At 37.8% G+C, this 11,762-nt stretch carries 10 protein-coding genes; 5 read left to right on the forward strand and 5 right to left on the reverse strand.

What is annotated here, in order from left to right:
• Positions 1–45: 45 nt before the first annotated feature.
• Positions 46–1,776 (forward strand): phosphoethanolamine transferase, encoded by a 1,731-nt coding sequence (locus Q0465_RS08630; RefSeq protein WP_298615120.1) that lies wholly within the window; start codon positions 46–48, stop codon positions 1,774–1,776.
• Between the two features lie 45 nt (positions 1,777–1,821).
• Here the strand turns inward: Q0465_RS08630 and Q0465_RS08635 are convergent, their stop codons facing one another.
• On the reverse strand, positions 1,822–2,460 hold the full coding sequence (locus Q0465_RS08635; protein ID WP_298615122.1) for a SagB/ThcOx family dehydrogenase: 639 nt from the start codon (positions 2,458–2,460) through the stop codon (positions 1,822–1,824).
• A 273-nt stretch (positions 2,461–2,733) separates the two neighbouring features.
• Between Q0465_RS08635 and Q0465_RS08640 the strand changes: the two genes are divergently transcribed.
• Complete coding sequence (locus Q0465_RS08640; protein WP_298615125.1) at positions 2,734–3,735, forward strand: aspartate-semialdehyde dehydrogenase; 1,002 nt, start codon at positions 2,734–2,736, stop codon at positions 3,733–3,735.
• Between the two features lie 130 nt (positions 3,736–3,865).
• Here Q0465_RS08640 and Q0465_RS08645 read toward each other — a convergent pair whose 3' ends face one another.
• On the reverse strand, positions 3,866–4,552 hold the full coding sequence (locus Q0465_RS08645) for a 4'-phosphopantetheinyl transferase superfamily protein (protein WP_298615128.1): 687 nt from the start codon (positions 4,550–4,552) through the stop codon (positions 3,866–3,868).
• A gap of 296 nt (positions 4,553–4,848) precedes the next feature.
• Here Q0465_RS08645 and Q0465_RS08650 point away from each other — a divergent pair, with 296 nt between their 5' ends.
• Positions 4,849–5,535 (forward strand): energy transducer TonB, encoded by a 687-nt coding sequence (locus tag Q0465_RS08650; RefSeq protein ID WP_298615130.1) that lies wholly within the window; start codon positions 4,849–4,851, stop codon positions 5,533–5,535.
• Between the two features lie 145 nt (positions 5,536–5,680).
• Positions 5,681–6,916: a GTPase HflX gene (gene hflX / locus Q0465_RS08655; protein ID WP_298615132.1), complete on the forward strand. Its 1,236-nt coding sequence runs from the start codon at positions 5,681–5,683 to the stop codon at positions 6,914–6,916.
• Between the two features lie 51 nt (positions 6,917–6,967).
• Here the strand turns inward: hflX and Q0465_RS08660 are convergent, their stop codons facing one another.
• The 3 genes from Q0465_RS08660 to Q0465_RS08670 form a co-directional block, all read right to left on the reverse strand.
• A complete protein-coding gene (locus Q0465_RS08660; RefSeq protein ID WP_298615134.1) occupies positions 6,968–7,315 on the reverse strand; it encodes a hypothetical protein in 348 nt (115 codons plus the stop codon).
• A gap of 282 nt (positions 7,316–7,597) precedes the next feature.
• Positions 7,598–8,887 (reverse strand): tyrosine--tRNA ligase, encoded by a 1,290-nt coding sequence (tyrS, locus tag Q0465_RS08665; protein WP_298615446.1) that lies wholly within the window; start codon positions 8,885–8,887, stop codon positions 7,598–7,600.
• 120 nt (positions 8,888–9,007) lie between these two features.
• On the reverse strand, positions 9,008–9,487 hold the full coding sequence (locus tag Q0465_RS08670) for a CvpA family protein (protein WP_298615136.1): 480 nt from the start codon (positions 9,485–9,487) through the stop codon (positions 9,008–9,010).
• 526 nt (positions 9,488–10,013) lie between these two features.
• Between Q0465_RS08670 and aspS the strand changes: the two genes are divergently transcribed.
• A complete protein-coding gene (gene aspS, locus Q0465_RS08675) occupies positions 10,014–11,759 on the forward strand; it encodes an aspartate--tRNA ligase (protein ID WP_298615138.1) in 1,746 nt (581 codons plus the stop codon).
• Positions 11,760–11,762: the final 3 nt, after the last annotated feature.

Here is an 11,762-nt window from a genome sequence, read left to right on the forward strand (position 1 = left end):
TCACAGCTATTTATAATTGTAAATTATATTAAAAGAAATATATCCATGTGTAATACAATAGTAAAAGAAAAATTACATCATTTTCTTTCTGATCCGCAACAATTATTCTGGTTCTATATCCTGATGAACCTCATCCCCAGTATTTGTCTGACTTTTACAGAGCCTTTTACTTTTATGGGAAAGTTTTTACTGATCCTTTTTCCCCTGGGATTCTATTTTATTTTGTTTTCATTAATTAAAAATACCGGTTTATTGCAATTATTACTGTTCCCTCTGCTCTTTCTCCATGCTTTTCAACTGGTATTATTTTATTTGTTTGGAGAAGCAGTAATTGCAGTAGACATGTTTTTGAATATTGCAACGACAAACGTAAGTGAAGCATCCGAATTATTGGATAATATCTGGCCAGCCGTTGTGATTGTATGTATCCTCTATATTCCTACCACCGTTGTTGCTGCTATTGCTTGCAAACACAAAATACATACATCCGGAACTTTTCGAAGGAAAATGATCCTAAGCGGTATATTACTCATTTTAATTACCTGTGGATTGACCTTTACTGCCCAAAATAAAAATACAGGCAGGTTCACATTTAAAGAAGATCTCTATCCGACAAATATGTTTTATAATCTGGGATTTGCATTCAATAAATGGCATAGAAGCGGAAATTACCCCCAAACGTCCCAAGACTTTACTTTTGACGCACAAAAAGATATCTATCCGGAGAAAAGAGAAATTTACATTCTGGTCGTTGGGGAAGCCAGCCGGGCAGATAATTGGAGCCTCAACGGTTACAAGCGGATAACAACTCCCCAGCTACAAAATACCCCGGGAATTATCTATTACCCGGATGCAATTACCCAATCGAACACCACCCACAAAAGTGTCCCTCTTATCCTTTCTGCTGCTTCTGCTGAAAATTATGGCATTATATATTTTCAAAAAAGTATTTTACAAGCATTTAAAGAAGCCGGATTTACAACATTATTTTTGTCCAACCAAATTCCCAACCGCTCCTTTACGGATTTTTATGCCACACAGGCCGACATCCATCATAACCTTCGCACTGCGGATCACAGCGGACTGATTACGGCCAATAATTATGATGAAACGTTAATACCCCTGGTGCAACAATATATAGATTCTTTATCCGGAAATTTATTTTTCGTACTCCATACGTATGGATCTCATTTTAATTATAAAGAACGCTATCCTAAAAATTTCTCACATTTTATTCCGGATAATGCTACAGATGTAAAAGTTCAGAATAAATCCCAGTTGATAAATGCTTACGATAACAGCATTTTGTATACCGATACTTTTTTAGAAAGACTGATCCGGACTTTAACAGAAAGTGACGCCTGTACAGCCCTATTTTATACTTCAGATCACGGAGAAGATTTATTAGACGATCATCGCAACCGTTTCCTGCATTCTTCTCCAAATCCCACTTTTTACCAGCTTCATATCCCCATATTCTTATGGTTGTCCGGAAATTACCAAATCGCCTATCCACAAAAAACAGAGGCTGCAATTGAAAACCGTCTGAAACCGATTACCACAAATTCGGCCTTTCATACCGTATTGGATATGGCTGCTATCCGGACAAAGTACCTGCAACCGACTCTTTCTCTGGTAAATCCGCAATTTCAGATTGCCCCCCGAATGTATCTGGACGACCACGACAAACCCATACTTTTTTATAAAGCCGGTCTCAAAAAAGAAGACCTGGAAATGATAAAAAAAAGAAATTTATACATCCCCCCGGAAAAATAAAATAAATTCCCCTTTCCGTTCTTATTTTGAAAGGGGAATTTATTTTTACTTCCGGTAACCTACCGGATTATTCAACATCAGATACTGACTGTCTTTCAATCCCAAAGACTTTTTCAGTTCATTTTGATCCATAGACATCCGGGGAACCGTGGCCAATCCCACGCCCGCACAAAAAAGAGCAATGTTCTCTGAAACAATTCCCGCATCCAAAGCCCCGGTCAACATCTGACGCTGGGCATTCCCACCGAATTTTGCAATATCAGAAACAAGCACTAATACAAGAGGAGCCTGTTCAACCCAATCCTGCCCCGCAGCTACTAACGGTCGTAAATCCTTAGCCACCACTAAACGGAGCTGATGCGGACCAGCTTCATAAATATAAGCTCCCTCAGGCATACAAACATATATATCAATATCCTGACGATTCATTGCTGAGGGCGCTGTCCGTTTACCTGATTCCGGACGATTAATGCCATTTGCCGCCCAAAGCAAATCCGATAAATCCTGCAATTCCAATTTTTTCTCTGAAAATTCCCGGTCCGAACACCTTTGTTCAAAAGCTTTCATAACTGATACTCCCCTATCCTTATCAGGAGTTTTCAATTTTATTGTTTCCGGAGACTGGGCATAACAACCCCAAGAAAACATACAACCTAAAAGGATACATAATCTCAATTGTTTCATAATCTTCTATTTTCAAATTTTACATCTATAAAATTATAAAAATTTTATTTCTTATCCATTATATTTCAGGAAATCAGGGGTCCAAAAGATTAGAAAAATTTACAAAACATTCTTAGATTTATAAAATATTAACTACCTACACTTTATCTGTACAAATTGTTTAAAATCAAACAACACCCCTTTTATATGAAAAATCTTTCCATTTCTTTTTCAACCCTGTTACTATTCACTAATTTTGCTTTGGAATAAACAAGTAAAATATTTGTAATAAAAATGAGAGTAGCAATAGTTGGTGTAAGCGGAGCTGTAGGACAGGAATTCTTACGGGTACTAGAAGAGCGTCATTTCCCTTTGGATGAATTAATTTTATTCGGTTCTTCCCGAAGTGCCGGAAAAAAATACATTTTCAGGGGAAAAGAAATAGAAATAAAACGGTTACAACATAACGATGATTTCAAAGGAATTGATATAGCATTTGTATCTGCAGGGGCCAGCATATCGAAAGAATATGCAGACACAATTACCCGTTTTGGTACAATTATGATTGACAATTCCAGCGCATTCCGTATGGATGGGGATGTCCCTTTAGTCGTGCCTGAAGTGAATGCAAAAGATGCAGAAAATCATCCACGCAATATTATTGCTAACCCTAACTGTACCACTATTCAAATGGTAGTCGCCTTACAAGCTATCGAGCAAATCAGTCATATCCGCAAGGCATACGTCTCGACTTATCAGGCGGCAAGCGGTGCAGGAGCGGCTGCTATGGACGAATTAAATACTCAATACAGACAGGCCTTAGCCCAAGAAAAAGTAAGTGTAGAAAAATTTCCTTATCAATTAGCATTCAATCTGATTCCTCAAGTAGATGTGTTTACAGAAAACGGATACACCAAAGAGGAAATGAAAATGTATAATGAAACCCGAAAAATTATGCATTCGGATATACAAGTAAGTGCCACTTGTGTACGTGTACCTGCTCTGCGGGCCCATTCCGAAAGTATCTGGATTGAAACGGAACGTCCTGTATCTGCCGAAGAAGCCCGAAAGGCATTCTCAAAAGCAGAAGGAATTGTTTTACAAGACAATCCTGCACAAAGAGAGTACCCAATGCCCCTCTTTGTTTCAGGAAAGGACCCGGTATATGTAGGCCGTATCCGTAAGGATTTAGCAAACGAAAACGGACTAACATTCTGGATTGTAGGCGATCAGATTAAAAAAGGAGCCGCTTTAAACGCCGTACAAATTGCAGAATATCTGCTGACAAAGCGCTAAAACGAATTTCTGATCTTCCCTCTGTCCGAAAACTCTGTAGAAAAGATTTTTCGGACAGAGGGAAATTTATCTCAGTAAAGATCGGTTAAGCCGCAGTATTACATACAAGATGAATAAACGAAAGTCATTTTCAGAGGCTATTCCGGATTTCGGCCCATCCGATTTCTCTAATCTCTGAGACCTGCTGATTTAGGGAACAAACATAAGAAACATACGCCGGATCTATACTGCACGCTGAAATTTTTACTTTAATTCTTTTTCCGCCTTGCTTTAAAAACACGCCGGCCGCTCCGAATTTTACAGTAAAAGAAGAAAGGGAAGCCGATAAACCTTCTCCGGTATATTTCAAAAAACTCTCTTTCACACTCCATAGACGGTAAAAAAGTTCCGCCCGGTCCTTTTCTTCCCTTATATTTTCTAACCACAGAATTTCTTCCGCATGAAAAAACCGACGGGCAACAGGCATCTTCATTTTTCCTTTTTTCTCAATATCTACTCCGACCGGTGAATCGGAAAAAGCACACATAATATATTCCCCGGAATGTGAAATATTGAAAAAAATATCTTCTTTCTCTTTCAGATAGGGTTTTCCATGAAGTCCCCGGGCAATTGTATAATTTCTCGCCTCTATTCCCCAATAATACTTCAAACCATAATTTCTTAAAATTTCTCCCCCTAAACGAGTATCCTTCGTTTTCTGGTTTTTTAAAGAACAAATTTCCAGAAAAACCTCCTCTCCCAATAAAGAAATAAAATTCATTTCTTTATACATACTTTTTTCAATATCTGAAATCTTCGCGTAAAAAACAGCCAGCATTCTTCTAAATTTAAAGACAATAATAGGATTTTTCCAGTCCGGTATATACAAAATAACAAAGGAAATCATATCTTTGCAATAAAAGCAACGGAAAAATAGAAAAAGAAGATTATGGACAGCATTTTTCAATCACTATTTTTACAGATGTTTAAAGAATTAACAATTGAAAACATCTGATTTTAAGAATTTAACGTTTCATTTAAAAAAAACGATTGAAATATTGGAAGTTTATATGAATTTCTTTATTTTTACCCGCTGTAAGTGAGATGTAATAAATACAAAATTAAATTGATATCATGGAAGTAAAAAAGGCACCAAAAGCAGATCTTGAAGGTAAGAAAACGCTCTTTTTCGAGATCGGACTTGTGCTTGCATTAGGAATTCTTTTGTATGCATTTACCTGGAAAACTGAAACTGCTCAGACCAAGGAAATGGATACAAATACTCAAATGCAGGCAGAAGAGGAAGTTATCCCTATTACACAACAGAACACTCCTCCTCCCCCCCCACCTCCTCCAGCTCCTAAGTTGACAGACTTGATTGATATTGTTGAGAATGACCAGGATATTGATGATGAACTCGAGATTACGGATGCCGAGGACCAAACTGAAAACTCAGTGATAGACGTTAGTAATATTGATTATGGTGAAGAAGATACAGGTGAACAAGAAATTTTCCAGGTAGTAGAAGAAATGCCTACATTTACTGCAGAAGGCGGAAATGTTACCAAATGGATCAGTAAAAACGTAAAATACCCCATTCTGGCTCAGGAAAACGGTATCCAGGGAAGAGTTTACATTCAGTTTGTGATTGAAAAAGACGGAAGCATCACTGATGTTAAGGTCGCAAGAGGAGTAGATGCCTCTTTGGATAAAGAAGCCATCCGCGTAATTCAAAGTATGCCGAAATGGAAACCAGGAAAACAGAGAGGTAAACCTGTAAGGGTCTCTTATACCTTACCTATCAATTTCCAATTGAATTAACAGGAATAAATAAATATCAAAGTGGGGCTGTCATTTTATGTCAGCCCCTTCTTGTCTGTACAAACCAATAAACCTTATCCTCTTTATCACGTTTATATTGACGAATCGTAAAGTAAAATTTTTTATCGAAACATATTGAATATTTATGGGTGAATTCTATTATACAAATAAAGAAGCAGAAAAAGCTGTTTTAGTGGGTGTAGCTTTACAGGAAGAAGGAATAAATTATGAAAGAATGTGCGAATATCTGGATGAACTGGCATTTTTGGCAGAAACAGCAGGGGCACAGACAGTGAAAGTATTCACTCAGAATCTGGATAAACCCGTCAACAGTACTTTTATCGGAAAAGGGAAATTGGAAGAGATTCGTCAATATATCGAAGAAAACGAAACTGATTTAGTTATTTTTGACGATGAATTAAGTCCTACTCAGCTCCGGAATATTGAAAATGAATTGAAAGGAGTAAAAATTCTCGACCGTACAAATCTTATTCTCGACATCTTTGCCAACCGGGCCCGCACAGCTCATGCGAAAACACAGGTAGAATTAGCTCAATACCAATATTTACTGCCCCGTCTGACGGGAATGTGGACGCACCTGGAAAGGCAAAAAGGAGGTATTGGCCTGAGAGGTCCCGGAGAAACAGAAATAGAAACAGACAGACGAGTCATTCGGGATAAAATTACCCGTTTAAAAGAACAACTGACAAAAATCGATAAACAAATGTCTATCCAACGGAAGAACAGGGGAAAGCTAGTGAGGGTCGCCCTCGTTGGTTATACAAATGTCGGAAAATCAACTTTGATGAATCTGCTTAGTAAATCAGAGGTCTTTGCCGAAAATAAATTATTTGCCACTCTTGACACTACCGTTCGGAAAATTACAATAAAAAATGTGCCTTTACTTCTAACAGATACTGTCGGATTTATACGGAAGCTTCCCACCCATTTGATCGAATCTTTTAAATCTACTTTGGACGAAGTGAGAGAAGCCGATGTCATTTTACATGTGGTAGATATATCGCATCCGCAATTCGAAGACCAATTAAAAGTAGTCAATGAAACACTGGCCGAATTAATCAAAGAACCGAAACCAACTATTATCGTATTTAATAAAATAGATGCTTTTACCTACACGCCTAAAGACGATGACGATTTAACCCCAGCGAAACGCTGCAATTACAGTCTGGAAGATTTAAAACAAATGTGGATGTCGAAACAAGATTGCGAAACAGTCTATATTTCTGCCGCAAATAAAGAAAACATCGAAGAACTTAAAGAAAAATTATATACGATTGTGAAGGAAATACATTCGGCCCGTTTTCCCTTTAATGATTTTCTTTACAATTTAGAGGAAGAACAAAAGGGAGAAACAAATTAAATATTCTTCAGGCTTTCTTGGTTCCTTACAAAAAAGACTCAACTCCCTCGTTCAAACATCATTCAACAAAAAACCGAAATCGAATATTCGGAAAACAGGGCGTCTATCCATAGAATAACGATTAATATAAGGCAACATCAGGATCATTTGAAAAGTACAAAAAAGAGGAATGAATTTTTCAGAAGGAATACTTATTTTTTTACGTTCGCAATATTTTTTTAAGGCATAAATAAAAATTTTATATTCATATTTTTCTTCATAAGAACCCGCCAGATATTTATCTAAAGGGATAACGACATGCCAGCATTTCAATAAATCCTCCGGAATCTCACTCCAATATACATCCGGATTTTCATCTATAAACTGGTAACTTATACGCAAAATATCTTGCTCAGTCATGACTTTTACCCTTTCGATTGTCCAACCGTTCAGATAAAGTCATATAAATAGCGTGGACTTAACTTACGCATCCCAAGGAGGTTCTAGCAAGACCTTGGAAACTTAATAAGCAAGCCCACGCTATATTTTGTCTTCATACAGCGCAGGCGTTGCACACTTCGTCCCTGTTTCCGTTAGTAACTGCTAGATTTCCTTGGACAAGACTCTATGCGAACGTAAATTTATATATTTTCTTCACAAATTGGAACAAATGTAAAGAAAAAACACATACATCACAAGAAATTATTTTACTATTATCAAATAATAGTTCTTTTTTCCACTCTGCGCCAAAATATATTTTTGATCGATCAGGCAACCTGTATTGATTACAGTTTCCTCTCCTACCTTCTCCTTATTGATACTAATAGAATTAGCTTTCAATGCCCGGCGGGCTTCTCCTTTAGAAGCCATTATCCCGGTTTTTTCCGCCAAAAATTCTACAACAGGTATTCCCGCAGCCAGTTCCTTCGCATCCACTTCAAATTGAGGAACCCCTTCGAATACAGACAGGAAAGTAGATTCGTCAATTTTTCTCAATGTCTCTGAAGTTGCATTCCCAAACAATATTTGAGAAGCTTCCAGAGCTGCACAATAGGCTTCTTCCCCGTGGATCAGACAAGTTATCTCTTTAGCCAAAGTTTTCTGAAGTTTGCGGAAATGGGGGGCCTGCCGGTGTTCTTCAATTAAAGCATCGATTTCCGCAGGTAGCAAAAGTGTAAATATCTTGATATATTTCTCAGCATCTTCATCTGCCGTATTCAACCAAAATTGATAAAATTTATAGGGAGAAGTACGGGAAGGATCCAACCATATATTACCCGATTCTGTCTTTCCGAACTTCTTACCATCACTCTTCGTCATCAAAGGCCAAGTTAGCCCATAGGCATCCAGCCCTTCCTTCCGACGGATCAATTCCCCTCCAGTAGTGATATTGCCCCATTGGTCGGAACCACCCATCTGTAACATACAATTGTAATTTTTACGCAAATATAAAAAATCGTATCCTTGTACCAATTGATAGGTAAATTCCGTAAAAGACATTCCCTGAGCAGAATCACTACTCAGTCTCTTCTTCACAGAATCTTTGGCCATCATATAATTAACAGTAATATGTTTCCCGATCTCCCGGATAAAATCTAAAAAAGAAAATTTCTTCATCCAGTCGTAATTATTTAACATAATGGCTGCATTGGAAGCCGTAGAATTAAAATCGATAAAACGGGAAAGCTGGGCTTTAATAGCTGTCATATTATGCTGAATCGTATGTTCATCCAATAAATTGCGTTCCTGCGATTTTCCACTGGGATCTCCGATCATCCCTGTAGCTCCTCCAATAATAAAAATAGGTTTATGACCGGCCATCTGAAAATGTTTCATCATCATCACGGATACTAAATGTCCGACATGTAATGAATCCGCTGTCGGATCAATACCTACATATGCCGTCGTTTCACCTTTAGCTAATTGTTCTTCCGTACCGGGCATGATATCATGAATCATACCCCTCCACTTTAATTCATCTACAAAATTCATCATTATTTATTTTCTAGTTATTTTATTACAGTTTATAATAATCCGGTAAGCACCCAACAGGTGCTCCTGTCAATAATACAACATCCCTGTTATTCTCCAAAACACTTCTTTCATTTTCAATTAAAACTTGATCATATTATACATTCGTTGCGCAAAGGTAAGAAAAGCATTGTACAAAAAACTCCCTTCTTCAGTCTCCTCACTGATAAAATGAAATCTTTGATTCAAGGCATTTACAACCAGTAACACAATACAAAGAATAATAAAGTATTTAGCAATACCCAGTACCGTCCCCAATAATTTATTCACTAAACCTAAAGAAATGATATTGATAAGCTTCGTCAGCATTTTCCCCAACAGGGAAATAATAACGACAACAACCAGAAAAGTTATTCCCAGTGCAACATAAGAAAGATATTCAAAAGATATATTCAGAAAATCCCGTAAAAAGTCTTCGGTATAACCAGAAAATCTGATAGCAATATATACTCCCAAAAGAAGACCCAGCAAAGTAGCAACTTCGATAATCAACCCTTTGGAAAAACCTTTATAAGCCCCATACAACAAAGGCAATAATAATATGATATCGATGTAATTCACCTAATTTATCTATTTCAGAAAATCAAAGATAAAGTGATTTATTTAAAGATAAAGTATTTTATAAAAAAACTTTCCTCCATTTTCCTATAGAAGCACAGGACAGCTCTGTCCGGATGATCTTATTTGTTATTGAACAGGGACTCAAAATAACTACTATTTACATTTTCCCTTCTCAAAATAGAAAGATGAAATCCTTTTACAGATAATAGGATTCCATCTTTTCTTATCTCATCGTAATTTACCTCTCAGCAGATAAAATGTTAATATTTGTAAGATTTTTCAATCTTTCGGACAGGACGGGATCCCCTCTGTAAGAGAAAAAGAAAGAGAAACACTTTTTTCGGTTTACAATTTTCAATTCCCTATTATTTTCGTAATTTCGCAAATTGGTAAAATAGGTGGTATAACTTTTAAGTTATGCAACAAACCAATTTTGAATTAGGAAATATAATCATTCAAAAGGATTCCTTTGCGCTTATACTAAATTTATAAACCAGCAAAGGGGTCTAAATTTAAATTCAGTCTAATGTACAGAACACACACTTGCGGAGAGCTGAGAATTAAAGACGTAAATAAAAGCGTTTCATTAAGCGGATGGGTACAAAAAATCCGTAATCTCGGTGCCATGACGTTCATCGACCTCCGTGACAGATACGGAATTACCCAGTTAGTCATAGAAGAGTCTGCTTCAGAAGAAATAAAAAAACAAGTCGATAAACTGGGACGGGAATTTGTTATACAAGTAAAAGGCAAAGTGGTCGAAAGAGCCAGTAAAAATAATAAAATCCCTACGGGAGAGATTGAAATTTTAATTTCGGATTTAATCCTTCTCAGTCGTTCGGAACTTCCTCCTTTCACCATAGAAGACAATACGGATGGAGGGGATGAAATCCGTATGAAATATCGTTATTTGGATTTACGCCGCAATGCCGTAAGAAAAAACCTGGAATTGCGTCACCGTATGGCTCATCTGGTACGTAATTATCTCGACGGACAACAGTTTATGGAAGTTGAAACTCCGGTATTGATCAAGAGTACCCCCGAAGGAGCCCGTGATTTTGTTGTACCTTCACGAATGAACCAGGGACAATTTTATGCCCTTCCTCAAAGTCCTCAGACATTCAAGCAATTATTGATGGTGGCCGGTTTTGACCGTTATTATCAAATTGTAAAATGTTTCCGGGATGAGGATTTGCGTGCCGACCGGCAGCCGGAATTTACACAGATCGACTGCGAAATGTCGTTTGTACAACGGGAAGACGTGCTGGAGATTTTTGAAGGCATGATTCGTCATCTCTTTAAAGAAATCAAAGGTATTGATATTCCGAAGTTACCTCGTATGAGCTGGAACGATGCTATGGAGTATTATGGTTGTGATAAACCGGATATTCGCTTCGGCATGCAGTTCGTCAATCTAAGCGGAATTGCAAAAAACAAAGATTTTGCCGTTTTCAATTCAGCAGAATACGTTGGTGCCATTTGTGTTCCCGCTTGTGCTTCGTATACCCGTAAACAACTGGACGAACTGACTGAATTCGTAAAACGTCCTCAGCTGGGGGCCAAAGGACTGGTATATGTAAAATACAATGAGGACGGAACGTTTAAGTCTTCCGTAGACAAATTCTACAGTGAGGAAGATTTGAAAAGCTGGGTAACTGCTTGCGGGGCAAAGCCGGGAGATTTGCTCCTGATTCTTTGCGGACCTAAAAATAAAACGTTACCTCAATTATGCAGTTTACGACTGGAAATGGGAGAACGTCTCGGACTCCGCGATAAAAATGTTTACAAACCTTTGTGGGTAGTGGATTTTCCATTATTGGAATGGGACGAAGAGACTCAACGTTTTTATGCCATGCATCATCCGTTCACTTCTCCTAATCCGGAAGATGTAGAAAGGATGGAAAGCGCCCCCGGTGCAGTCCGGGCTAATGCCTATGATATGGTAATCAACGGAGTTGAAGTAGGAGGAGGTTCTATCCGTATACACGACACAGAACTGCAACAACGCATGTTCCGCTGTTTAGGATTTACGCCGGAACAAGCTGAAAAACAGTTTGGATTCCTCCTGAATGCCTTCAAATACGGAGCACCTCCTCACGGAGGAATTGCCTTTGGCTTCGACCGTCTGGTTTCGATGTTTGCAGGTCTCGACAGTATACGGGATACAATTGCTTTCCCGAAAAACAATTCGGGCCGCGATGTTATGATCGATTCTCCCTCGGAAATCAGCGAAGAACAATTTAAAGAATTGGGAATTAAATTAAATCTTTAATGG

Origin of the sequence: uncultured Odoribacter sp. (assembly GCF_937966165.1) — a bacterium.
Classification (GTDB): domain Bacteria; phylum Bacteroidota; class Bacteroidia; order Bacteroidales; family Marinifilaceae; genus Culturomica.

Excerpts from the sequence above, each read along its gene's own strand:
- Q0465_RS08630 (WP_298615120.1), top strand. The coding sequence starts at position 46 with ATGTGTAATACAATAGTAAAAGAAAAATTACATCATTTTCTTTCTGAT.
- Q0465_RS08635 (WP_298615122.1), bottom strand. The coding sequence starts at position 2,460 with ATGAAACAATTGAGATTATGTATCCTTTTAGGTTGTATGTTTTCTTGG.
- Q0465_RS08640 (WP_298615125.1), top strand. The coding sequence starts at position 2,734 with ATGAGAGTAGCAATAGTTGGTGTAAGCGGAGCTGTAGGACAGGAATTC.
- Q0465_RS08645 (WP_298615128.1), bottom strand. The coding sequence starts at position 4,552 with ATGCTGGCTGTTTTTTACGCGAAGATTTCAGATATTGAAAAAAGTATG.
- Q0465_RS08650 (WP_298615130.1), top strand. The coding sequence starts at position 4,849 with ATGGAAGTAAAAAAGGCACCAAAAGCAGATCTTGAAGGTAAGAAAACG.
- hflX (WP_298615132.1), top strand. The coding sequence starts at position 5,681 with ATGGGTGAATTCTATTATACAAATAAAGAAGCAGAAAAAGCTGTTTTA.
- Q0465_RS08660 (WP_298615134.1), bottom strand. The coding sequence starts at position 7,315 with ATGACTGAGCAAGATATTTTGCGTATAAGTTACCAGTTTATAGATGAA.
- tyrS (WP_298615446.1), bottom strand. The coding sequence starts at position 8,887 with ATGAATTTTGTAGATGAATTAAAGTGGAGGGGTATGATTCATGATATC.
- aspS (WP_298615138.1), top strand. The coding sequence starts at position 10,014 with ATGTACAGAACACACACTTGCGGAGAGCTGAGAATTAAAGACGTAAAT.